This is a genomic window from Halomonas urumqiensis, from assembly GCF_003028575.1.
Taxonomy (GTDB): Bacteria; Pseudomonadota; Gammaproteobacteria; order Pseudomonadales; family Halomonadaceae; genus Halomonas; species Halomonas urumqiensis.
In genome coordinates this window covers 505,455-528,460 of the sequence record NZ_PYUD01000002.1, presented here as the reverse complement: position 1 = coordinate 528,460, position 23,006 = coordinate 505,455, and the positions used below count along the sequence as shown (strand labels likewise).

Annotated in this window: 20 protein-coding genes; 14 read left to right on the top strand and 6 right to left on the bottom strand. The window is 63.3% G+C overall.

Annotated elements, in window-relative coordinates; genetic code table 11:
• Positions 1–9: 9 nt before the first annotated feature.
• Positions 10–1,416: a glutamate--ammonia ligase gene (glnA, locus tag C6V82_RS09685; protein ID WP_102587747.1), complete on the bottom strand. Its 1,407-nt coding sequence runs from the start codon at positions 1,414–1,416 to the stop codon at positions 10–12.
• Between the two features lie 915 nt (positions 1,417–2,331).
• On the opposite strand from glnA, the gene C6V82_RS09680 reads away from it, so the two are divergent.
• A complete protein-coding gene (locus C6V82_RS09680) occupies positions 2,332–2,904 on the top strand; it encodes a glycosyltransferase family 2 protein (protein WP_102587746.1) in 573 nt (190 codons plus the stop codon).
• 140 nt (positions 2,905–3,044) lie between these two features.
• Positions 3,045–4,871 carry a translational GTPase TypA gene (typA, locus tag C6V82_RS09675; protein ID WP_102587745.1) on the top strand — a complete coding sequence of 609 codons (1,827 nt, stop codon included), beginning with the start codon at positions 3,045–3,047 and terminating at the stop codon, positions 4,869–4,871.
• Between the two features lie 99 nt (positions 4,872–4,970).
• On the opposite strand, the gene C6V82_RS09670 is transcribed toward typA, so the two are convergent.
• Both C6V82_RS09670 and C6V82_RS09665 read right to left on the bottom strand, forming a co-directional pair.
• Positions 4,971–5,840, bottom strand: a complete 870-nt coding sequence (locus C6V82_RS09670) for an alpha/beta fold hydrolase (protein ID WP_102587744.1) — start codon at positions 5,838–5,840, stop codon at positions 4,971–4,973.
• Positions 5,833–6,954 (bottom strand): helix-turn-helix transcriptional regulator, encoded by a 1,122-nt coding sequence (locus C6V82_RS09665; RefSeq protein WP_102587743.1) that lies wholly within the window; start codon positions 6,952–6,954, stop codon positions 5,833–5,835. The genes C6V82_RS09670 and C6V82_RS09665 overlap by 8 nt, the downstream gene beginning before the upstream one ends.
• Before the next feature lie 282 nt (positions 6,955–7,236).
• On the opposite strand from C6V82_RS09665, the gene C6V82_RS09660 reads away from it, so the two are divergent.
• From C6V82_RS09660 to C6V82_RS09625, 8 genes are all read left to right on the top strand, one after another.
• Entirely contained in the window at positions 7,237–8,292 is a 1,056-nt protein-coding gene (locus C6V82_RS09660; RefSeq protein WP_102587742.1) for a transferrin-binding protein-like solute binding protein, read from the top strand.
• 114 nt (positions 8,293–8,406) lie between these two features.
• Complete coding sequence (locus C6V82_RS09655) at positions 8,407–9,732, top strand: porin family protein (RefSeq protein ID WP_146157040.1); 1,326 nt, start codon at positions 8,407–8,409, stop codon at positions 9,730–9,732.
• 65 nt (positions 9,733–9,797) lie between these two features.
• A complete protein-coding gene (locus C6V82_RS09650; protein ID WP_102587740.1) occupies positions 9,798–10,136 on the top strand; it encodes a hypothetical protein in 339 nt (112 codons plus the stop codon).
• Positions 10,137–10,266: 130 nt separating this feature from the next.
• Positions 10,267–11,712 carry a sodium-dependent transporter gene (locus C6V82_RS09645; protein ID WP_102587739.1) on the top strand — a complete coding sequence of 482 codons (1,446 nt, stop codon included), beginning with the start codon at positions 10,267–10,269 and terminating at the stop codon, positions 11,710–11,712.
• Positions 11,713–11,766: 54 nt separating this feature from the next.
• Positions 11,767–12,531 (top strand): ABC transporter ATP-binding protein, encoded by a 765-nt coding sequence (locus C6V82_RS09640; protein ID WP_102587738.1) that lies wholly within the window; start codon positions 11,767–11,769, stop codon positions 12,529–12,531.
• A 96-nt stretch (positions 12,532–12,627) separates the two neighbouring features.
• Positions 12,628–13,332, top strand: a complete 705-nt coding sequence (locus C6V82_RS09635; RefSeq protein ID WP_102587737.1) for an ABC transporter ATP-binding protein — start codon at positions 12,628–12,630, stop codon at positions 13,330–13,332.
• Positions 13,333–13,383: 51 nt separating this feature from the next.
• Positions 13,384–14,385: a branched-chain amino acid ABC transporter permease gene (locus C6V82_RS09630; protein WP_102587736.1), complete on the top strand. Its 1,002-nt coding sequence runs from the start codon at positions 13,384–13,386 to the stop codon at positions 14,383–14,385.
• Positions 14,385–15,686: a branched-chain amino acid ABC transporter permease gene (locus tag C6V82_RS09625; protein WP_102587735.1), complete on the top strand. Its 1,302-nt coding sequence runs from the start codon at positions 14,385–14,387 to the stop codon at positions 15,684–15,686. The genes C6V82_RS09630 and C6V82_RS09625 overlap by 1 nt, the downstream gene beginning before the upstream one ends.
• A 202-nt stretch (positions 15,687–15,888) precedes the next feature.
• Here C6V82_RS09625 and C6V82_RS09620 read toward each other — a convergent pair whose 3' ends face one another.
• The gene (locus C6V82_RS09620) at positions 15,889–17,094 is read right to left on the bottom strand and encodes an ABC transporter substrate-binding protein (RefSeq protein ID WP_102587734.1); all 1,206 of its coding nucleotides are present in this window, start codon (positions 17,092–17,094) and stop codon (positions 15,889–15,891) included.
• A gap of 204 nt (positions 17,095–17,298) precedes the next feature.
• Here C6V82_RS09620 and C6V82_RS09615 point away from each other — a divergent pair, with 204 nt between their 5' ends.
• Entirely contained in the window at positions 17,299–18,084 is a 786-nt protein-coding gene (locus C6V82_RS09615) for a dienelactone hydrolase family protein (protein ID WP_102587733.1), read from the top strand.
• Entirely contained in the window at positions 18,081–19,157 is a 1,077-nt protein-coding gene (locus C6V82_RS09610; RefSeq protein ID WP_229843152.1) for a C45 family autoproteolytic acyltransferase/hydrolase, read from the top strand. The genes C6V82_RS09615 and C6V82_RS09610 overlap by 4 nt, the downstream gene beginning before the upstream one ends.
• On the opposite strand, the gene C6V82_RS09605 is transcribed toward C6V82_RS09610, so the two are convergent.
• On the bottom strand, positions 19,134–19,433 hold the full coding sequence (locus C6V82_RS09605; protein WP_102587732.1) for a hypothetical protein: 300 nt from the start codon (positions 19,431–19,433) through the stop codon (positions 19,134–19,136). The genes C6V82_RS09610 and C6V82_RS09605 overlap by 24 nt on opposite strands.
• An 87-nt stretch (positions 19,434–19,520) precedes the next feature.
• Positions 19,521–20,150, bottom strand: a complete 630-nt coding sequence (locus C6V82_RS09600; protein ID WP_102587731.1) for a DUF4202 domain-containing protein — start codon at positions 20,148–20,150, stop codon at positions 19,521–19,523.
• A gap of 151 nt (positions 20,151–20,301) precedes the next feature.
• Here C6V82_RS09600 and C6V82_RS09595 point away from each other — a divergent pair, with 151 nt between their 5' ends.
• Both C6V82_RS09595 and C6V82_RS09590 read left to right on the top strand, forming a co-directional pair.
• A complete protein-coding gene (locus C6V82_RS09595) occupies positions 20,302–21,780 on the top strand; it encodes a bifunctional enoyl-CoA hydratase/phosphate acetyltransferase (RefSeq protein ID WP_102587730.1) in 1,479 nt (492 codons plus the stop codon).
• Positions 21,777–22,991, top strand: coding sequence for an acetate/propionate family kinase (locus tag C6V82_RS09590; RefSeq protein WP_219724491.1), 1,215 nt, complete (start codon positions 21,777–21,779; stop codon positions 22,989–22,991). Before C6V82_RS09595 ends, C6V82_RS09590 begins: the two co-directional genes overlap by 4 nt.
• The last annotated feature ends 15 nt before the right edge of the window (positions 22,992–23,006 follow it).

Here is a 23,006-nt window from a genome sequence, read left to right as displayed (position 1 = left end):
TTCAGCCAATCAGCAGCTGTAATACATGTCGAACTCGATCGGATGCGTGGTCATGCGGATACGCTCGACATCTTCCATCTTCAGTTCGATGTAGGCATCGATCATGTCGTCGGTGAACACGCCACCTTCGGTGAGGAAGGCACGATCCGCGTCCAGCGCCTCGAGTGCCTGATCGAGGCTGGTGGCGACGGTCGGCACCAGCTTGCCCTCTTCCGGAGGCAGGTCATAGAGGTTCTTGTCCATGGCATCGCCAGGATGGATCTTGTTCTTGATGCCATCGATACCGGCCATCAACATCGCGGCGAAGCACAGGTACGGGTTGGCGGTCGGATCGGGGAAGCGAGCCTCGACGCGCTTGCCCTTGGGGCTTGCGGTATAGGGGATGCGGATGGACGCGGAGCGGTTGCGGGCGCTGTAGGCCAGCATCACCGGCGCCTCGAAGCCCGGTACCAGGCGCTTGTAGGAGTTGGTGGACGCGTTGGTGAAGGCGTTCAGCGCACGCGCATGCTTGATGATGCCGCCAATGTAGTAAAGCGCCATTTCGGAAAGCCCGGCATACTCGTCGCCAGCGAACTGGTTGGTGCCATCCTTCCAGAACGACTGGTGGACGTGCATGCCACTGCCGTTGTCACCCACCAGGGGCTTGGGCATGAAGGTCGCGGTCTTGCCGTACGCATGCGCCACGTTGTGGATCACGTACTTCATTTCCTGAACTTCGTCGGCCTTCTTCACCAGGGTGTTGAACTTGACACCAATCTCGTTCTGACCGGCGTTGGCCACCTCGTGGTGGTGCACCTCGACGCTCTGGCCAATCGCTTCCAGGGTGTTGCACATGGCGCCGCGCATGTCGTGGAAGCTATCCACCGGCGGTACCGGGAAGTAACCACCCTTGACGCGCGGACGGTGCGCCAGGTTGCCGCCCTCGATGGCACGATCAGTAGCCCAGGCACCTTCCTCGGAGGTGATCTTGTACATGGAGCCCTCGATATCGGACTTCCAGTGCACCTCGTCGAAGATGAAGAACTCGGGCTCCGGGCCAAAGAAGGCGGTGTCGCCAAGCCCCGTGGACTGCAGGTAGGCCTCGGCACGCTTGGCGATGGAGCGCGGATCACGCTCGTAACCCTGCATGGTGGCGGGCTCGATGATATCGCAGCGCAGCACCAGGGTCGCGTCTTCGGTAAAGGGGTCGAGGAAGGCGCTGCCATCTTCAGGGCGCAGGATCATGTCCGACTCGTTGATGCCCTTCCAGCCAGAAATGGAGGAACCGTCGAACATCTGACCATTCTCGAAAAATTCCTCATCGATGTCGCGCGCCGGAATGGTGACATGCTGCTCCTTGCCGCGCGTATCGGTAAAACGCAGGTCGATCCACTTGATGTCATGTTCTTCAATCAGGGCGAGAGTCTTGGCAGACATGGTGTCCTCCACAAATGACGATAGGTTGGCTCGTGTCCTTGGCTGTTGATCACTGGCTTGTTGATCACAAGGGACGTTGATCACTAGCGCTGGTCAATTCCAGCGAATGTTGTAGCACGCCGTGGGCTCACTGCCCACGGCCGCCATGCATTGGCTTGGCGCTGGCCATAAGAATGCACGTCTCGTGCCAGAATGTCTCATCAAGGCCAATGATTCATCCAAGTGACTGATTTTTCGTCTAGCATCCTCTCAGACTGCGCACCAATGCGCACCATCAGAGCATCCCCAGGCATGCAGAGGCGTATTGGCCGCGCTCGAACGCATCATAATGGTGCGCACAGCCACCCCAGCGCACCAAAATAGCTCAAAACGAGGCCTGGGCTACCCATCTACCGGCGACATCGGGCGCGCTGGTGTGCACCACGCCGTTTCATCCACCTTGGCATTGATTTCCAGCAGGTATCCCTCTCCACAACGCACCCGACTCCAGCACGCATTCATCCGTGGCTGGCATTCACCTTTAGCATCGACATTTGTAAAAGACTTTGAAACGAATTGACACCTAGCACTACACTTCATTACAAGGTGAGCTTCTAGGGAAGCGCCGAACAAATCGAAGAGCGAGATGAAGCGCACGGAGCACAGCACCGAGCGGAGCGACAAACATCCGAAGGATGGCCTCGAAGGGGCGAGAAACCGGAGGTTTTGAGTCAACCGGAGCATAGGTGAATATGTGAAGATTGTGTCCGGGCTGGCGCACCAGCACCGCGCAACGCAGCGATTCGCCCGAGCAGGTATTTGTGCGGTGTTTCCCTAAGCAGGAATCCACCTTTCGCCTGGATCACCGCCTTGCAGCGAGCCACAGGCATCCTAAAACAGCAATTATCGATATGGCGGCTAGCCCCCGGAGCTCGCATGACACCCTATCTCGGCTGCATTTTGCTTGACGCTCGGGTGTCGGGATCCCACCTACCCCGTCAGCTCGCCGCGCTTGAAGGCCTGAACCGCCAGCGTGACCCGACCTTCGGGATATTGCTTGTCGATGATACCGCCGATCAGCGCCGCGCTTCCCTCGCCGCTCGCCACGGAGTGCAGCATCTCGTACTGGCCCCAGCCGCGCTGGGCACTCGGCTCAATATCGCCACGTCTCACTGCCAAAGTGACGTGCTGGTATTTCCCGCCGCCAGGCAACAGCCCGACCCCGCCAGTATCAGCAAGGCAGCGGCTCGAGTCGCCGAGAAACGCCAGGATGCGATGTCGCTCACCACCTCGCCCAGTGGCCCTCTTGCCCGCTGGCTACCCCGCCTGGTGCGCGGCGATCTCAACCACACACTCTGCGTCTCCCGGGAGTGGTTCGAGCGTATCGGCGGCTGTGACCCGGAACTCGAGCACTCGGCACTCACTGAGCTGCTCGAGCGACTACGGGCCTGCGGGGCACGCGTGGTTGAATCGAGCCTCAACCACAAGGCTGGCACCGTCGAGCTCTGAACGCCAACGATTAAAACTTCCCAACTCCTTGAAATTCCTGATAGCGCTTGTTCGTGAATCTCGAGACTCTCGACAAAGCTGGTAGCCGTTGCACTACTGCCTCTATAATGCGGACCCATTTTTCCCAGCAGGATCGCGTCGTGATCGAGAATCTTCGCAACATTGCCATCATCGCCCACGTCGACCACGGCAAGACCACCCTGGTCGACAAGCTCCTCAGCCAGTCCGGCACCCTGGACCGCAAGGCTGAAGGGCAGGAGCGCATCATGGACTCCAATGACCAGGAGAAGGAACGCGGCATCACCATCCTGGCCAAGAACACCGCGATCCGCTGGACCGATCCTGCCGGAAACGGCTACCACATCAATATCGTCGACACTCCCGGACACGCCGACTTCGGTGGCGAGGTCGAGCGCGTGATGTCGATGGTCGACTCCGTGCTGCTGCTTGTCGACGCCGTCGACGGCCCCATGCCGCAGACCCGCTTCGTGACCCAGAAGGCCTTCGACCAGGGCCTCAAGCCGATCGTGGTGGTCAACAAGATCGACCGCCCCGGCGCGCGCCCCGATTGGGTCATCGACCAGATCTTCGATCTGTTCGACAACCTCGGCGCCAGCGACGAGCAGCTCGACTTCCCGATCATCTACTGCTCGGCGCTCAACGGCATCGCCGGGCCGGATCCCGATGAACTGGCCGAGGACATGACGCCCATGTTCCAGTCCATCGTCGACATCGTGGAGCCACCCAAGGTCGAGCTCGACGGTCCGTTCCAGATGCAGATCTCCGCGCTGGACTACAACAGCTATGTTGGCGTCATCGGCCTTGGCCGCATCACGCGGGGCTCGGTGAAGCCCAACCAGCAGGTCAGCATCATCACCAAGGAAGGCAGTACCCGCAAGGGCAAGATCGGCCAGGTAATGACGCATATGGGCCTGGAACGCGTGCAGACCGACGAGGCCACCGCCGGCGACATCATCTGCATCACCGGCATCGACAACCTGGCGATTTCCGACACCCTGTGCGACCCGGCCGCTGTCGAGGCCCTGCCGCCGCTGTCGGTCGACGAGCCTACCGTCTCCATGACCTTCCAGGTCAACGACTCACCATTCGCCGGCAAGGATGGCAAGTTCGTCACCAGCCGCAACATCAAGGACCGCCTCGAGCAGGAGCTGATCCACAACGTGGCGCTGCGCGTCGAGCAGGGCGAAACCCCGGAGAAATTCAAGGTCTCGGGGCGCGGCGAGCTGCACCTTTCGGTGCTGATCGAGACCATGCGCCGCGAGGGTTTCGAGCTGGCGGTGGGTCGCCCCGAGGTGATCATCCGCGAGATCGATGGCGAGAAGCAGGAGCCCTACGAGGAAGTGATCATCGACTGCGAGGAGCAGCACCAGGGTGCCATCATGGAAGAGCTCGGCTACCGCAAGGGTGAGCTTTCCAACATGCACCCGGACGGCAAGGGCCGCGTGCGCCTGGACTTCATGATCCCCGCACGTGGGCTGATCGGCTTCCGTGGGCAATTCCTGACCCTGACCTCCGGTACCGGCATCCTCACCAGCCGCTTTGACCACTATGGCCCGCTCAAGCCAGAGGCCTCTATCGAACGCCGCAACGGTGTGCTGGTCTCGATGGTACCCGGCAAGGCGCTGGCCTATGCGCTGTACGCCCTGCAGGAGCGCGGCAAGCTGATCATCGACCATGCCACCGAGGTCTACGAGGGCATGCTGGTGGGTATCAACAACCGCGCCAACGACATGGTGGTCAACCCCACCAAGGGCAAGAAGCTCGACAACATGCGCTCCACGGGCAACGACGAGAACATCGTGCTGACCCCGCCGATCAAGTTCACCCTCGAGCAGGCCATCGAGTTCCTGGATTCCGATGAACTGGTGGAAGTGACCCCCAGCCACATCCGCCTGCGCAAGAAGCACCTGACCGAGAACGAGCGCAAGCGCGCCAGCAAGAAGTAAGCACGCTGACAAGCTGATCTTCTCGGTCGATCACCCGATCAAAGCCCTGTGGCCGACACGCCGCAGGGCTTTTTTACTGGTGCGTCATCGACACGTTCGTCACCGACAGCAAGCCAGGCGCGCGAAGACATCGATCAAGGTATCGTAATGCCCGGAGCGCGGCAGCACCGTCAGGGAACATCCTTTGATACCCGCCTCCAGTGCCCGGCCATGGGCAAGGTGCACCAACTCGTCGCTGTCACCGTAGAAAGCCTCCACGGGTGGAGCGATACCGCCTGGATCAAATGGCCATGCCTGGATCATCAACCGCGTATCCCGGATGATGCTTTCAGCCGCCACCATGGCACCCTGGCGTATCGCCGCCACCAGGTTATCCGTGAAGGCCGCATCAATCCCGGGGGTATGCAGGCAGCGCTGCTCCCTATCCCCCAGAGAATCCATCAAGGCGGCACTCAGCACGTCGCTGTCGCCCGTCAAGGTTGCCAATCGAGTCGCCAGGGCCTCGGGGTCTTCCAGGGCGGCGTGCCACACCTCCGCCGTCAGCGCTCCAGCATGCGAGAACGGGTCATCCAGCAACGGGACACAAGGCGTTCCCACCAGCGCCAACCGCTCGACTCTGCTGGCAAGGGCCTGGGCGGTTGCCATGGCAAACACGCCGCCTCCCGAAAAGCCCAGCAAGGAGAAGTGGTCGATCTGGAGATGCTCAGCCACTGCCAGTACGTCATCGGCATGATCGGCCAGGCTATAGCGCGGCATCGGCGCGGACTCACCATATCCAGGTCGGTCGATGGCAATCAGTCTCACCCGCAGGCTTCCCCCCGCCGCGGTCGCCAGCAGACGCTCCTTGCTCGAGCCGGGAATGCCGTGGCAGTGAAACCAGACGGGCCCATCGCGAGGGCCTGTATCCACGTAGCCCAATGAACGACCACCTCGTCTGGCAAGAATCCCGGTATCCAACGCATCATTCATGGCGATTTATCATTCCCACACTCAGCAGTAACTTGCGGATCAGTTCCGCTTGGCGACTGACATCGGTTTTCTGCATGATCGACTTCAAATGTGTGCGTGTGGTGTGCGCGGACACCTGCAGGCAGGCGCTCGCCTCGGTGACGTCAAGGCCGCGAATCAACAGGTCGACAAGGCGCAACTCCGCCACAGTCAGCCCGTAGAGGCTTCGTAGCCGCGCATGGTCAAGGGGAGTGGCCAACTGCGGGTCGAGCAAGAACGCGATCACGCCCGCATTTCGGCTGGCACTCAGTGAGTCATGCCAACCTCCTTCGCGGTTTCGCATCAGTACCAGTGAGGCGCCATGGGCGCTCAGCCGGATGCACTCGCAGTGGCTCTCTCCCTTGCGGAGAGTGCGCACCGCCTGAGTGAGTCCTGCTGCGTGCTTGCCGTCCTCGAGGGTCAGGTGGCCATTGCGCTGCCGCAACCCAAAACAGTGAGTGGCCAATGCCTCCTCCGCAGCCCGATTCAGCCATTGGCAGCGGAACTCGGCGTCCAGCATCAAGACCCCGAAGGGAAGCGCATCCAGGGCATGGCGAGCCTGCATCAGCGACGCCTGAACCTGGTGAGTCAGTCTTGTCAGTTGCACCACACGTCGGAAATGCTGGTTGAAGCCTTGCAGCAATAGGCGTTCCCGCTCGGTAAACGCTCCCCGGTCATATGGCCGATGTATCCCGACATGCATGGCGGCATGGCCATCGCGTTCGAATTGGGCCCCCATGGCATAAAAATTCCCGTTGGGGCGGAAAAACACCTGGTAATGATCGCTTCGTTCGAAGGCGCGGTCCGAAATGATGTCCTGACTTACGTGCACTTTCCCCAACGGCCCCGTTGCCAGGGGTACCCGAAAGGGATCTAGAGTGACGGCCTCCTGGCCGTAATCGAGGCCCTGGGTGATACCGACCGTGAAGGACTGGTAGACAACCGGATCCGCGCGATCAGTGATACGCAGGACGGCGGTAGGGGAGTCAAATCGGGTGGCTAGCTGTTGCAGGAAGGTAGGCCAGCCATCGGGCTGGGTCACATTGTCATACAGCGTGTTCAACAACGCCGATGTGGTCCGTTCTTCATCGAACATGACGCCCCCAGGGCGATGGTATCGGTGGTGGCCATCAAGAACATACGCTTCGACTTCACAGCCAACCGCAGACATTCAGGCAAAATACTGGCAATTGTTACTACTTTACCACTAGGTTTCGAGGGGTAGGCCGGCAGGAAACTAGCGAGACGCCTCACCCATATGGGTGATTATCACAGGGTTGCCGCATGTTTCAATTCAACACGCCAGGCTCAACCTAGGGCGCTCGTTCCGAAAATAAGGGTGAACCTAAAGGCCAAACCGAAGAAGGGGAACATTAAAATGAATAATTTCAACAAGCTACCTGCAGGATTCAAGCTTTCATTGCTGGCCCTGGCGATCGTCGCCGTGGCCGGTTGCTCGAGCAGCGGCACCGTGAACTCGCCCGAGAGTTCAGGTGGTGGCACGGAGCAGCCCAACAGCGGCGGCTCGGGTGGCGATGGCGGTGGTGATACCGGCGGCGGTGGCGATACCAGCGACCCGAGCGACCCAGATCCGACCTACGGCACTGTCAACCCGGCCGACGAGATTCCCGCGGGCGAGGTGTTCGCGCTGGACACCACGACCATCCAGCCCACCGAGACAAATGAGGGCGTCACCATCAACAGCGGGCCCACCGTGGGCGCCAATGCCACCATCACGGTGCTCGAGCAAGCCGCAGACGGAAGTTCCAGGCTGCAGCTCCGGGACCCCGACAACGGCGTGGATGTGATACTGACCGAGGGGGACTTCACTGGTTTCTACGAAGGCGCCAATGGGGCCGAGATCGAGCTGTTCTCCCAGGACAGTTCGCTAGCGAGCCGGATACCCTCGGGCGGCTTGAGTTATGCCGCGTACGGGTTCTGGTCGGTGCCCCAGAGCGCCAATTCCAATGAGCTCGATGTCGGATTCTTCGCCGGTGGCTACGCCACCCGAACAGACGATATGCCCGACATGGGCACGGCAACGTTCACTGGCGTGGCCAACGGCTTCAGCGTGACCGCCGCCGGCGTGCCATCCGATGTCATCGGCAATGTCCGCATGGATGTCGACTTCGGGGCGGACACCCTGACCGGCGCCATGACCAATATGAGATCCGGCGCGGATATCGATGGTGCATTGAACAGCACCACGCCCTGGAACGATGTGGCCTTCAGCGGCAGTATCATCGGCAATGCCTTCAGCGCCGATGCCGATGTCACCAATGCCCCCGATAATGCGGCTGCACTCGATGCCAATGCGGAAGGCAACGTCACTGGCCGCTTCTATGGCCCACAGGCCGCCGAGGCGGCGGGCACCTGGAGCCTTGAGGATACCAGCGGTGGCACGGCGTTCGGGGCATTTGGCGTCAAGCAGTAGCCACGCCTGCTCGTGACGAAACCCGCCACTTGAGACAAGACCCGCCCACTGGGCGGGTCTTGTGTCTGGTGCTCAGGCTTGCCACCGCCAATTGATGAGGAGCGTGCTTTGCCGTTGCCACGTACCATTGTTTGCCTGGGAATCGCCTGGCTGTTTGCCATGTTCCCCGTTACCGCATCCGCTCAAGCTACCCAACCCACCCAATCCGCCCAGCGCCAGATGCCCGTGGCCGCCGTGGCCGCTACGGGCCTGATGGAGCAGGGCGAGAACGAGCGCGCCAAGGCCATTCTTCTCGAGGCCCGCGAGCGTTTCGCCGAGAGCGACGATATCGCCTTTCTGCTCGGCATGCTGGCCATGGGCGAGCAGGACTACGAGGGCGCGGCCGAGTACTTCCGCGAGATCCTGATCCGTGACCCGCAGGCGGTTCGCGTGCGCCTCGAACTCGGCCGCGCGCTGTTCGAAAGCGGCGACTACCGCGATGCCGGCCGCCAGTTCCGCTTCGCGCGCAGTGGCGACCTTCCCGCGGAAGTGAATGCCAATATTGACCGCTACCTCGCCGCCATCCGTGAACGCCAGACATTTGACTGGGATGTATCGGTGGCCATGGCGCCGGATACCAACGTCAATGCCGCCCCCAGCATCGAGGAAATCAGCATCTTCGGGCTGCCCTTCGAGCTATCGGAGGGTGCCCGGCGCCAGACCGGCGTCGGGCTGCTGTTGAATACCAGCGCGGAGTGGTCGCCACATATCGGCGAGCGCACCCGTCTCCGCGTGGGCGGCGATGTGTACCGCACCGACTACAGCGGCGGCGACTTCGACGACACCCTGGCTCGCGTCCACCTGGGGCCCAACTGGCGGTTCGACAACACCGAGCTCAGCACGCTGTTGACCGGCTTCCACCGCTGGTATGGCAACGAGCCCTACAACCACGGTGCCGGCATCCGCCAGGAACTGACCCACTACCCGTCATCCCGTACCCGGCTGCACACCTCGCTCGAGCACCAGTGGGTGCGTCACGACGAGGCCGAAAGCCTCGACGGCACCCGCACCAGTTGGCTGGGCAGCTGGCAATACGCGCTGACGCCATCGAGTGGGGTGATGGGGCTGGTCGGGGTGTCCAGGGAATCGACCGAACTCGATATGCTCAGCAATAACGTCTATCGCGCCGGCGTGGGTTACTACCGGGAGTTGTTCGGCGGCCTGACGGCGCTGGTGCAGCCGGAGTACCTTCACGCGCGCTATGACGACGTGACACCCGCCTTCGGGGTGGAGCGCCGTGACGACCTGTGGCGCACCCGGCTACGCCTGACCAATCGTCGCTGGATCTTCAAGGGCTTCACCCCCGAGCTCACGCTGATTCACTCCTCCCGTCGCAGCAACATCGACCTGTACAGCTACGACCGCAACCAGATCCAGCTCGGCGTCACGCGTTTGTATTGAACGGTCGACCACAAGGTCTATGCTGGAGGCGTAATCCATCGTTGGTTAACGGCAGGAGCCTTGCCATGCATAAGCACGTCGATTGGGACGACCCGGGCGCCGATAGCGTGATGCGCCACTTTGAAAAGGACACCTCGGGCCACCACTCCGACCCCGGCCCAGGCGATATCCTCTCGGCGCGCCACGAGGGCGCGATCGTGCGCATCAAGGTCGAGGCCTATGTGGAAGACACCAGCATCGGCGAGGTGGTGGCGCTGATCGCCACCGACAACGGTCGGCGCATGAAATCGCATGGCAAGCTCAACCTGGGGGATACAGTGCGCCTGCCCGATGCCAGCCGCGCACTGGAACCACAACCCAGGCACACGGACGACGATGGCGATGATCCCGCGGACGAACATTGACCCCCGAGCCACGGCCACGCCATGTCTAAACGGGCTCTAAACGCTGTGCATCTGGTCCCGCGCGCCCTTTTCCCGCAAAATTGGCGAGTTGGCCGACACGGCCTCGACCCCCTCTTTTCCGGGAGCTGGCATGAGCACGCACAACGTCTGGACCCACAAGGGCACCTTCCTGCTTGCGGCGGTGGGTTCGGCGGTGGGGCTTGGCAACCTGTGGCGTTTCCCGTACCTGACCGGTGAAAATGGCGGCGGCGCGTTCATTCTGATCTACGCGCTGACCATCTTCGCCGTGGGCATACCCATCCTCATCGCCGAGACCATGCTGGGCCGCGCCAGTCGTCGCAGCCCGATCATGGGCATGCGCTTTCTGACCCGTTGCCACAATACGTCGCGCGCCTGGGAGTCGATCGGCTGGCTCGGTGCCGCCTCGGCCTTCATGATCCTGAGCTTCTATTCGGTGATCGCCGGTTGGGCCATCCACTACACCTGGCAGATGCTGACAGGCTCGCTGGTCGGCGCCGATGCCGAGATGATCGGCGAGGGCTTCGATGCGCTGCTCGCCGCGCCTGGGCTTTTGACCTTCTACCACACGCTGTTCATCGTCGCCTCGGGGCTGATCGTCGGCATGGGTGTCCACAAGGGCATCGAGAGCGGCCTGCGCATCATCATGCCGGCACTGTTCGCGATCCTGCTGGTGGTGCTCGTCTATGGCATCGCCAATGGCGATTTCGCGGCCGCCGCAAGCTTCCTGTTCACGTTCAACATCGCCGACTTGAGCCTCGAAGGCTGGCTTGCCGCCATGGGGCAGTCATTCTTCACGCTGAGCCTCGGCATGGGCGCGATCATGGCCTATGGCGCCTACATGAACAGCGAGGTCTCGTTGACCCGCACCGCCATCGCCATCGCCATCGTCGATACCTCGGTTGCCATGGTGGCGGGTCTGGCCATCTTCTCGCTGGTATTCGGCGCCGGCCTGAGCCCCGGCCAGGGTCCCGGGCTGATGTTCGTCACCCTGCCCTTGGCGTTTGCCGAGATGCCCTTCGGTGCACTGGTCGGTGGGGTGTTCTTCATCCTGGTACTCGGAGCGGCCATCAGCTCCTCCATCTCGCTGATCGAGCCGGTGGCGGCCTACCTGGTCGAACGTTTCGACATGACCCGCCCGCAGGCAGTCGCCTTGATGGTGGTGGCCAGCTGGGCGCTCGGCCTGCTTACCGTTGCCAGCTTCAACATCTGGGCCGAAGGCACGCTGTTCCATGCCTTGGCGGGCCGCAGCCCATTCGAATTCATCGAGCTTCTGACCAATATCTTCATGCCGCTGGGTGGCCTGTTGATCGCCCTGTTCGCCGGTTGGGCGCTGACCCACTCCGAGGTGATGAAGGAGATGCGCACCAGCGAAACCTGGTTCATGATCTGGCGTTTCCTGGTGCGCTTTGTGGCGCCGGCGGCGGTATCCTTCGTGTTTCTGCGCACCATTCCACAGGTTGAAGGCTATTTGATTCCCACCATTGGCGCCCTGGTCATCGTTGGCGCCTTTGCGGCCGGTCGCACCTTCCTGGCCGACGGTCACCAGGAAGGGTGACGCCCATGGGCTCGGCGTAAACCCCACAAAGCACAACGGTAGGCACTACACCCCATGACAGCCATCATCGACGTGCGACACGTCAACAAGGCCTTTGGCGGCCTGCGAGTCATCAACGACTGTTCGATCCAGGTCGAAGCGGGCTCGATCACCGGTTTGATCGGCCCCAATGGGGCAGGCAAGTCGACGCTGTTCAATATCATCGCCGGCAGCCTGCCGCTGGATAGCGGCCAGGTGCTGCTGGATGGCGAGGACATCACCAACCGCCCCGCCAATGAGTTGTTCCACAAGGGCCTGCTGCGTACCTTCCAGATCGCCCATGAGTTCTCGCAGATGACGGCGCTGGAGAACCTGATGATGGTGCCGCCGGCCCAGGCCGGGGAAAACCTGTTCAACACCTGGCTGAAACCCACCCGGGTACGTGAACAGGATGCCGAGGTACGCCGCCGTGCCCTGGAGGTAATCGACTTCATCGGCCTTCACCATGTCCGCAACGAGCTGGCCGGCAACCTCTCCGGTGGCCAGAAGAAGTTGCTGGAGCTTGGCCGCACGATGATGACCGACGCACGGGTGGTGCTGCTCGACGAGATCGCCGCCGGGGTCAACCGTACCCTGCTCGGTGACCTGGTGGGCAATATCGAACGCCTGAACCGAGAGATGGGTTACACCTTCCTGGTGATCGAGCACGACATGGAGATGATCGCCAGGCTATGCGACCCGGTGATCGTGCTGGCCCAGGGCAGCGTCATGGTGCAGGGCGCGATCGAGGATATCCAGAACAACCCCGAGGTGATCGAAGCCTATTTCGGCACCGCCTGAGCACGGCTCTCGACTCACGACTTACAACTCACGACTTACAACTTACGACTCACGACTCACCATTCACCTACAGACGAACGCAGAGACCCACCCACGATGCCATTACTCGAAGCGCGCGACGTGCATGGCGGTTACGGTGGCATGAACATCCTCAACGGGGTGAACATGACCATCGAGGCCGACGAGATCGGCGTGATCGTCGGTCCCAATGGCGCTGGCAAGTCGACCATGCTCAAGGCGGTATTCGGCCTGCTGCAGGTCAGCCAGGGCGAGATTCTGCTGCGCGGTGAACCGATCCACAACCTGCCACCCAACAAGCTTGTCCAGAAGGGCATGGGCTTCGTACCCCAGGAGAACAACGTCTTTCCGAGTCTGAGCGTTCAGGAAAACCTCGAGATGGGCGCCTTCCTCAAGCCCGACAACGTCAAGCGCATGCTGGCCCAGGTCTACGAGTTCTTCCCGCCGCTGCATGACAAGCGCCGCCAGCCAGCGGGCGAGCTCTCCGGCGGCCAGCGCCAGATGGTGGCCATGGGCCGCGCGCTGATGGCCGAGCCCGAGGTGTTGCTGCTCGACGAGCCCACCGCCGGCCTGTCGCCGCTGTACATGAACGAGATCTTCGAGCGGGTTCGCCAGATAAACGCGGCCGGCGTCGGCATCCTGATGGTCGAACAGAACGCCAAGCAGGCGCTGGCAATCGCCGACAAGGGGTTCGTGCTGGCCGCCGGCCAGAACCGTTTCACCGACACCGGAGCGGCCCTGCTGGCCGACCCCGAAGTCGCCAAGAGTTTCCTCGGCGGCTGACGGCGACCGTCGAGCGCGCCCCCAAGGAACGCATCTCGTGGAGAGAACGTCTTGAACGAACTGGTTTTTTTCATCAACAACGTGGTGATCGCCGGCAGCGTTACCGGCTCGATCTATGCCATCGGCGCGATCGGCGTGACGCTGATTTTCAGCATCATGCGCTTCGCCCACTTCGCCCACGCCGACATGATGACCTTCGGTGCCTTCATGGCCCTGCTGCTGACCGCAATCTTCCCTGGTGCCGGCGCGCTGGTGGGGCTGCCCACCGCCATCGTCATGCTGCCGCTGGCCATGTTGCTCACCTCCGCGCTTGCGGTCGGCATCGACCGCGCCTTCTACAAGCCGCTACGCGCCCACGGCGTGAAACCCATCGTCATGGTCATCGGCTCGCTGGGCGTGACCCTGATGCTTCAAGGGTTGATCCGGTTGTTTTCCGGCACCGGCGGGCAGAGCCTGTACATCGATGAGCGCAAGGAGATCTTCCGGCTGGCCCTGCCGTTCGAGAACGTCCGTGCCCCCATCGTGGTCACCGAGCCTCAGGTCATCCTGTTCGTGCTGACGGTGGTTTGCGTACTGGGCCTGCATGTGTTCCTCAGCCGCTCGCGGCTTGGCAAGGCGATGCGTGCCATGTCGGACAACCCCGACCTGGCGCGCGCCTCGGGCATCAACACCAACACCATCGTCGCGGTGACCTGGGTGATCGCCGGTGGCCTGGCCGCCATCGCCGGCACCCTGCTGTCGCTGGATGTCACCTTCAAGCCAGACCTGAGCTTCTTCCTGCTGCTGCCGATCTTCGCGGCGGCCATCGTCGGCGGTGTTGGCCACCCCTATGGCGCCATCGCCGGCGGGTTCGTGGTTGGTTTCGCCGAGACCCTGGCGGTCTTCAACTGGTCGATCCTGCTGCGCCCGTTTGGCGACAGCCTGCCCGAATGGCTCGTCCAAGCGAACCTGGCCTTCGTCGGTACCGAATACAAGATCGTGGTGCCGTTCTTCATCCTGGTGGCGATCCTGATCTGGCGCCCCACCGGCATCTTCAAGGGCAAGGTGATCTGATGACGACCCAACGACCTGATAGCGTTGCCACCCCTTCGCGCTTCCCACTTCGGGAATTGGCGCTGTTCGCCGCCCTGCTGGTGGCCATTCTCGGTGTCTACGCGGTGATGGGCATGGCCTACAGCACCCGCATGCTGGTCGAGGCCGCCTGCTATGCGATCCTGGCCCTGGGCCTGACCATCCAATGGGGCTACGGCGGGCAATTCAATGCCGGGGTGATGGGCTTCGTGGCACTTGGCGGCTTCTGCGCGATGATCTTCAGCGTACCGGTCAACGACACCTTCTGGCAGAGCGAGTTGCCGGGAGAACTGGGCGTGGTACTGCTCTACGTAGTGGCTGCCGGGGTGCTGGTATTCGGTGCGACCCGGCTCGACCGGCTGGGCTTCCCCCGTTGGCTGCGCACCCTGATCGCCATCGTGCTGGCGGTCGTGCTCTACCTGGTGGTGATCAGCATGCTGCGCGAGGTCACCGCCGAAATCGAAGCACAGGCCGGCTTCGTGGGCGGGCTGGGGCTACCGGCCTGGACCGGCTGGATCGTCGGTGGCGCCCTGGCCGGGGTCGTCGGCTACTTCATCGGGCATATCTGCCTGGGCCTGCGCAGCGACTACCTGGCCATCGCCACCCTGGGCATCGCCGAGATCATCAAGGCATTTCTCAAGAATTCCGACTGGTTGACCCGCGGCACGGCAACGGTCTCACCGCTGCCATGGCCAACGCCGGGGCCATCCGATCTCGGCTTCACCCTTGCAAGGGCCGTCTACCTGTCGATCACCGCAGTGATGATCGCCGCCATCTTCTTCCTGCTGCATCGCGCCTATCATGCCCCCTGGGGCCGCATGGTCAGGGCCATTCGCGACAACGAAATCTCCGCCGCCGCCATGGGCAAGGACATCAACCGGCGCCGCCTGGAGATCTTCGTGCTCGGTTGCATCCTGATGGGTATCGGCGGTGCAGCGCTGACCAGCTTCAACAGCATCTTCGACCCCCAGGGCTTTCTGCCACTGAACCACACCTTCCTGGTGCTGGTGATGGTGATCCTGGGGGGGCCGGGCAACAACCTCGGCACGATCTTCGGTGCCGTGGCGGTGTATATCATCTGGATCATGTCCGAGCCCCTGGCGCTATGGCTGATGGAGCTGATCGTCGCCATTGGCGAGGGCAGCTTCGGCTGGGAGGCACCGGGCAATCTCGAGAGCCGCGCCTTGCAGGCGAGGGTCTTCGTGATTGGCCTGCTGATCACCGTGGTACTGCGCTTCGCCCCCAAGGGCTTGCTGCCGGAAAAGGTCTCGCACCACAGGTAGCGGTCACCGACGACCGCTCGGTTGAAGCAGCACAGCGCGCCATGCCTGGCGCACAATGAACAGGTAGGGCAATCGCGGTGGACATGACGAGGGGCGCCGGGGACAGGTCGAAGAAGAAGGCGATCACCCTGACGAACTGGGCCTCGGCAATGCCGAGGCCCAGTGCTTTCGCTACGTTGTCGGATTTAGCGGGCGATCAGGATCAGGGCTCGACAAAGCCCTTGCTGGTGAAGGTGCCATCTTCCACCACCATTTCGACCACTACGCCGGGTACGTCGCCGGCCTCATCGAACTCATGGGTGCCCGAAGCGCCTTCGTAATTGATCTCTTCACCCGCGGCGATCAACTCGACGGCCTTCTCCCATTCACCCGGCAGGATCACCTCGCCCGGCTCGCTCGAGACACTACGCAGGGCGGCGGACACCCCTTCCCTTTCGGCGCTGCCATTCTGCTCGATGGCCAGGGCCAGCAGGAAAGCGGCATCGTAGGCCTGGGCGGCGAATACCGCGCTTGGGTCGATGTCGGCCGCCTCGGCGGCTTCGTTGAAGATATCGGTACCCGGCAGATCGGGGCTGCCCGGGCGGGTGGCGATCATGCCATCCAGAACATCCGCACCGATGGCCTCGATCAGGCTGTCGCCGACCATGCCATCGGCCCCGACATACTGGGTGAACATACCACCCTCATAGGCCTGACGCAGCACCGTCTGGCCGGAGGTGTCGGCATAGGCCAGCACTACCAGGGTCTCGGCGCCGCTGACCGATAGCGAGCCCAGCTCAGAGCGGTAGTCGGCACGGTTATCCTCGTGGGCGAGGTTCTCGGCCACCGTGCCACCGCCGTTCTCGAAGGCCGTGGTGAAGGCACCCGCCAGGCCGCTGCCGTAATCGTTATTGACGTAGGTCACCGCGACATTGTCGATGCCCTTTTCCAGCAACAACTTGGCGAGCATTTCCCCCTGGAAGGCATCCGAGGGCACGGTGCGGAATACCAGGTCGTTGTCATCGAGCTCGGTCACCGCAGGGGCCGTGGAGGCGGGCGAGACCATGGTCACACCACCAGGAATGGCCGCATTGTTGGCCGCCGCGATGGTAGCACCGGTGCACAACGCCCCGACGATCGCCGTCACCTCCTCGGTGTTGACCATGCGATCCGCGGCATTGGAAGCGGCCGAGGCGTCGCTGCAGGTGGTATCGCCGCTGGGCATGACCAGTTCCTGGCCATCGAGAATGCCGCCCTGCTCGTTGACCTGCTGAACCGCCAGCCGGGCGCCATCGAAGATCGGCGGCGTCAGGCTCTCGATCCCCCCGGTGAAGCCACCCAGGAACCCAATCTTCACTTCCGCCTGCGCCACACCTGCCAAGGCCAGGGCGGAGGCTGCAACTGTCATCGACAGAATGTTCTTCTTCATGGTGTCACGCTCGTGTTGGCTGAATCAGAAATCCCTGTTAAATCTGGAACCCTACGGCCGAAAATACAAGTTCACGCTGCCAACGTTGTGGCCTGGCAAAGGCGCACGTCCAGCAATTCCCGTCGCGTCATGAAAAGCCCTCTCAACGGGCGCTTGCACTAGACTGATCCAAGCAACCCAGCAGACCCCGACGAGGAGCCCACCATGCCACGCCATTCGTTAGGCACCACCACCCGCATCACCCTGCTTTCCGCCCTGGCCCTGCCCCTGCTAGTCGCCCCGGCGCTTGCCGATGAGCATGCGGGCCGCGATATCACCTACGAGATCGACGGCGAAGCCTTCGAGGGCTACCTGGCGACCGCCGAGGGAGACGCTCAGGGCAGCGTATTGATCATCCACGACTGGGATGGCCTGGATGACTACGAACGCAAGCGCGCCGACATGCTCGCTGAGCAAGGCTATGATGCCTTTGCCATCGACCTGTACGGCCAGGGCAACCGCCCCCAGGAGCTCGACGCCCGCAAGGAGGAAACCGCTCGCCTCTATGAAGACCGCGAGCGCATGCGGGCGCTGACGCTGGGTGGGCTTGCCGAGGCACGCGCCCAGGGCGCCGCCACCGACATGGTGGTGATGGGGTACTGTTTCGGCGGCGCGGTGGTGCTGGAACTGGCACGCTCGGGCGAGGCCATGGACATCGCCGGCTACGCCAGTTTCCATGGTGGCCTGGGCACCCCCGAGGGGCAGTCCTACGAATCCGACACGCCGCCGATCCTGATCGCCCACGGTGGCGCAGACGAATCCATTTCCCTGGACGATGTGGCAACACTGGGCAAGGAGCTCGAGGACGCTGGCGTCACCTACGAGATCGAAGTGTATTCCGGCGCCCCCCACGCCTTCACCGTATTCGGCTCCGACCGATATCAACAGCGTGCCGACGAGAAGTCCTGGGCCGCCTTCCTCGACCTGCTCGACGAGACGCTTGGCGAATGATGGCACCACGCGCCCCTCTCGAAGTCACCAAGCTTCGTGGCACACGCCACGAGATCGGCCTGGCCCACGGCCGCCAGCATGCCCGGCTGATCCACTCCAGCATCGAGGTCTACGACCGGCTGTTCCAGGATTTCGTGGGGATCGACTGGGCCCAGGCCCGTGACGAAGCCGAGCGCTTCGGCGCGATGATCGAGCGTGGCTTTCCAGAGATTCTCGATGAAATGGCCGGCATCGCCGAAGGCGCGGGGCTGGATGTCGCCGACATCCTCACCCTCAACTGCCGAAGCGAGATCTCGCTGACCCGTGCCAGCGGTGGCTGCTCGGCCTTCGCCCTGCACCGGGCGAATACTCAATGGCTGGCCCAGAACTGGGACTGGCGCGCCGACCAGCTGCCTAACGTGGTGGTGCTGCGCATCGAGGGCGACCACGCCGCTCCGCTGATCAGCGTCGGGGAGGCCGGCATGGTCGCCAAGATCGGCATGAATGCCCACGGCATCGGCGTCTGCCTGAATGCCATTCGCTCGCGAACCTGTGGCGAAGGGCTGCCGATCCACGTAGCGCTGCGCAAGATCCTCGAAAGCCCGGACATGCAAAGCGCCGTCGCGGTGGCGGCACGCCAGCGGGTCTGTTCCCCGGCGCACTTCCTGATCGCCAGCGGCACCGGCCAGGCGGTGGGGCTGGAAGTGCACCCCGGCGAACCCGGAAGGCTCGAGCCGCATCACGGCGTGGTCACCCACACCAACCACCTCACGGCGCGGGCCGTCACCTGCCAGGTGGAAGACTTCCCGCGCCCCGATTCGCGTCCGCGACTGGCCCGGCTGGATGCATTGCTGCAGCAACAACTTCCCGAACCTTCCGGGGTGAACGAGGCCGCGCTGTTCGAGATTCTCTCCGATCACCAGGACGAGCCCCTGTCGATCTGCCGCCACGAGAACCTCGCCCAACCCGTCGAAGAGCGGATGGAAACCCTGTTCAGCGTGGTGATGAACCTCACCCAGCGCCAGCTCGCGCTGCGCCACGGCAAGCCCTGCGAGACCACCGAGACCCTGTCAGTGACGCTCGACCCCGTCTGACGCACCAGGCCGCCTGTGGCGCCGCCAGGCGCCAAGGGCCGGTGTCGAATCGAGCTCGCCCTTGAGGTACTGCTCGGTAGTCAGCAGGAACAGCCGGCGGAAGAGGTCATGAATCGCCTCCTCACGGCGCATGGCCAGCATGTCTCTCTGCTCATCGGAGATGTCTGCGGGTTCGCGTGGATACTCCCAGGCCACGCGTACCGACCCGGTGGTGGCATCGCAGATCTGCAGCGTCGGGTTCAGCCCATTGAGTGCGGTGTTGATGCGATAGGACATGACGGCCTCCCAGATGTCAGATTAAATGATACAGATTATCATTTGCACTTGTGAATCTAGGGCGTCTACCAGGCCTTGTCAAACCGTTCAGGTCAGCGCCTCTTCCACCAGCGCACGCGCTTCTTCGCTCATCGGCAAGCCCAGCGCCAGCTCATGGGCGCGCGGCGACATCTTCTTCCAGGTCATGCGCACGATGCGCACCAGGTGCTCATGCTCGATCTGCTTCGAAAAGTCGGCGAAGTAGTTCTCCAGAAACACCAGGCAGGCGCAATCCTCCACTGCCTGGGCGCCCGGGTCGCGCCCGAGCCCCTGCTTGCGGATCATCTTCGCCACCTGCTCGGCCTGCTCCTCGGGGTACCCCGCTTCACGCATCACCCGGGCGGTGGTCTCGCCCGCGCGCTTGCCCTGGTCGCGACGCCAGGTCAGGTAACCGACACGCCCCTCGGGGTAGTCGCTACGCGGTACCTGCCAGCGCTGCAGGTGCTGGTTGCGCACCGCCAGCCGAATCAGTTCGTCGGGCGCCTCGATGAGTTCGGCAAGCCAGGCGCTCATGCGCCCGGCATGCCACAGCTCCTGGGGCATGGGCTCACCATCCACCTCCACGCGGCGTGGATCCTCGGCATGCAGGGCATCCAGAGCGGCCACGGCACTATCGAAAGGCGTAGAGGGGGAGGAAGTAGAGAGGGAGGAAGACGTGTCGACGTCGTGGTGTGTCATGGCAAGCGCCTCGTCGGGTGAAAGATCCTACGTTGCAGCCTACCAGCAGCGAGGCGCATTGTGGCGCCAACCCGACCTCGATCAATGCGGCCCGCCTCACTGGGCGCTAGGCTAGGCGAACATGCTGCTCGAACCATCACGGAGGACACCCATGGAAGATGCGACAGGCGACCATTCTGCAGGAGACAGGGCTTCAGGAGAAAGCGCCCACAGCGAGGAGCACGCTTTCATCGAAAACCGGACCTTCGACGAGATTCAGGTCGGCGACGTGGCGCACCTCAATAAACGCCTGACCATGGACGACATCAAGCTGTTCGCCATCATGTCCGGCGACGTGAACCCCTCCCATGTGGATGACGATTTCGCCCGCTCGAGCCGCTTCCAGGAGGTGATCGCCCATGGCATGTGGGGCGGCGCCCTGATTTCCACCGTACTCGGCACCCAGCTTCCCGGGCCCGGCACCATCTATCTCAGCCAGACCCTCGACTTCCATGCGCCGGTCAGGTTGGGCGACGTGCTCGACGTCAGCGTCAAGGTCACCGCCAAGTCACCCGAGACCCATCAACTGACCCTGGATTGCCGTTGTGCGAACCAGCGCGGCAAGGTGGTCATCGAAGGCCAGGCCCGCGTACTGGCGCCCACGCAGAAGGTCCGCCGGCCCCGTACCGTATTGCCCTCGGTGCGGCTCGCCGAGCGCGGGCGGCTACACGAGATACTCAGCGCCGCCGACCACCCCGAGGCGATCACCATGGCGGTGGTGCACCCGGTCGACGGAAGCTCCTTGACGGGCGCGGTGGCCGCCGCGCAGCACGGCCTGATCACGCCGATCCTGGTCGGACCGCGAGCGAAGATCCAGGCCGCCGCCATGGAGGCCGAACTGGATATCACCGGCTTCGAGCTGATCGATGTCCCCCACAGCCACGCCGCCGCGACCCGTGCCGTGGCACTGGTGCACGAAGGGCGCGCCAACGCCCTGATGAAAGGGGCACTGCACACCGATGAACTGATGCATGAAGTGCTCAAGCGCGACGGCGGCTTGCGCACCGAGCGCTGCATCAGCCATGTGATGGCCTTCGATGTCCCCACCTACCCGCGCCCGCTGCTGATCACCGATGCCGCCATCAACATCACGCCCAACCTCGCCACCAAGCGCGATATCGTGCAGAACGCCATCGAACTGGCCCATGCCCTGGGCAACGCTGACCCCAAGGTGGCGATACTCTCCGCGGTGGAAACCATCAACCCCAAGATCGCCTCCACCCTGGATGCCGCCGCACTGTGCAAGATGGCCGATCGTGGACAGATCCAGGGCGGCACGCTGGATGGCCCACTGGCCTTCGACAATGCCGTCTCGGAAGCCGCCGCCAACGCCAAGCACATCATCTCGCCGGTGGCCGGCCGCGCCGATATCCTCGTCGCCCCGGACCTCGAATCCGCCAACATGCTGATGAAACAGCTCACCTACCTGGCCGACGCCACCGGTGCCGGGCTGGTGATCGGCGCCCGGGTGCCCATCGTACTGACCAGCCGCGCCGACGAGCCGATCACCCGCATGGCCTCCTGCGCACTGGCGCTGCTGCTGGCCGACCACCAACAACGTCAGAACCTGGCGCGGCTGGCGGGGGAATGATGGGCGACATCCTGGTCATCAACAGCGGCTCATCGAGCCTCAAGTTCGGGCTGTATGGCGCGCCCGGCGACCCGTCGCTGGCCAGCCTGGCGCTGCGCTATCGCGGCCACTTCGCCGGGCTGGGCCACGGCCAGGGCGCGGCACGCCTGACCCTGGTCGATGGCCAGGGAAACAGCGCCCAGGCCCCGGCACTGCAAGGGCTTCCCGGCGATCTCGACCACCATGACGCCCTGCAACGGCTGCTGGACTGGATCTCACAAGCCCCCGATCTCGCCGACCTCTCGGTCGTCGGCCACCGCGTGGTACACGGCGGGCGCCACTACCAGGCACCGGTGCGGCTCGACGCCACCATCATCGATGAGCTCGCCGGCCTGAACTCACTGGCCCCGCTCCATCAGCCCTACTGCCTGGCCCCGACCAGACGGCTCGCCGAACGCCACCCCACGCTTGCCCAGGTGGCCTGCTTCGACACCGCCTTCCACGCCACCCAACCCCAGGTGGCCAGGCACTACGCCCTGCCCCGCGAACTCACCGAACGCGGCCTGATCCGCTACGGCTTCCACGGCCTCTCCTACGACTACATCAACCGCGTGATGCCCGAGCACCTTGGCGGCCACCCCGGCGGGCGGGCGATCGTCGCCCACCTTGGCAACGGCGCCAGCCTGTGCGCGATCCAGGACGGCCAAAGCGTCGCCTCCACCATGGGCTTCACCGCCATCGAAGGCCTGGCCATGGGCACCCGCAGCGGCAGCCTCGACCCCGGCCTGGTGCTGCACCTCATCCGCCAGGAAGGCATGAGCGCCGAAGAGGTGGAAACCATGCTCTACCAGCGCTCAGGCCTGCGCGGGGTTTCCGGCATCAGCGGCGACATGCGCGAACTGCTGGCAAGCCCTGCCCTGGAAGCCCGCCAGGCCATCGACCTCTACACCTACCGCATCACCCGCGAGATCGGCAGCCTGGCCGCCGCCATGGGAGGGCTCGACCACCTGATATTCACCGCCGGCATCGGCGAACACGCCGCCCCGGTACGCGACGCCATCTGCCAGGGCTGTGACTGGCTAGGCCTCAGCCTCGACCCCACCGCCAACCAACGCCACGCCACCCGCATCAGCACCGCCGACAGCCGCGTCGGCGCCTGGGTCATTCCCACCGATGAAGAACGCATGATCGCCTGGTACAGCGCTGGGATGGTGGCGGGGGGAAGGGGGTGATGCGAGTGATGGTGG

Bases quoted from the DNA above. Each gene is read 5' to 3' on its own strand.
- glnA (WP_102587747.1), bottom strand. From the start codon at position 1,416: ATGTCTGCCAAGACTCTCGCCCTGATTGAAGAACATGACATCAAGTGG.
- C6V82_RS09680 (WP_102587746.1), top strand. From the start codon at position 2,332: ATGACACCCTATCTCGGCTGCATTTTGCTTGACGCTCGGGTGTCGGGA.
- C6V82_RS09670 (WP_102587744.1), bottom strand. From the start codon at position 5,840: ATGAATGATGCGTTGGATACCGGGATTCTTGCCAGACGAGGTGGTCGT.
- C6V82_RS09665 (WP_102587743.1), bottom strand. From the start codon at position 6,954: ATGTTCGATGAAGAACGGACCACATCGGCGTTGTTGAACACGCTGTAT.
- C6V82_RS09660 (WP_102587742.1), top strand. From the start codon at position 7,237: ATGAATAATTTCAACAAGCTACCTGCAGGATTCAAGCTTTCATTGCTG.
- C6V82_RS09650 (WP_102587740.1), top strand. From the start codon at position 9,798: ATGCATAAGCACGTCGATTGGGACGACCCGGGCGCCGATAGCGTGATG.
- C6V82_RS09645 (WP_102587739.1), top strand. From the start codon at position 10,267: ATGAGCACGCACAACGTCTGGACCCACAAGGGCACCTTCCTGCTTGCG.
- C6V82_RS09640 (WP_102587738.1), top strand. From the start codon at position 11,767: ATGACAGCCATCATCGACGTGCGACACGTCAACAAGGCCTTTGGCGGC.
- C6V82_RS09635 (WP_102587737.1), top strand. From the start codon at position 12,628: ATGCCATTACTCGAAGCGCGCGACGTGCATGGCGGTTACGGTGGCATG.
- C6V82_RS09625 (WP_102587735.1), top strand. From the start codon at position 14,385: ATGACGACCCAACGACCTGATAGCGTTGCCACCCCTTCGCGCTTCCCA.
- C6V82_RS09620 (WP_102587734.1), bottom strand. From the start codon at position 17,094: ATGAAGAAGAACATTCTGTCGATGACAGTTGCAGCCTCCGCCCTGGCC.
- C6V82_RS09615 (WP_102587733.1), top strand. From the start codon at position 17,299: ATGCCACGCCATTCGTTAGGCACCACCACCCGCATCACCCTGCTTTCC.
- C6V82_RS09610 (WP_229843152.1), top strand. From the start codon at position 18,081: ATGATGGCACCACGCGCCCCTCTCGAAGTCACCAAGCTTCGTGGCACA.
- C6V82_RS09605 (WP_102587732.1), bottom strand. From the start codon at position 19,433: ATGTCCTATCGCATCAACACCGCACTCAATGGGCTGAACCCGACGCTG.
- C6V82_RS09600 (WP_102587731.1), bottom strand. From the start codon at position 20,150: ATGACACACCACGACGTCGACACGTCTTCCTCCCTCTCTACTTCCTCC.
- C6V82_RS09595 (WP_102587730.1), top strand. From the start codon at position 20,302: ATGGAAGATGCGACAGGCGACCATTCTGCAGGAGACAGGGCTTCAGGA.
- C6V82_RS09590 (WP_219724491.1), top strand. From the start codon at position 21,777: ATGATGGGCGACATCCTGGTCATCAACAGCGGCTCATCGAGCCTCAAG.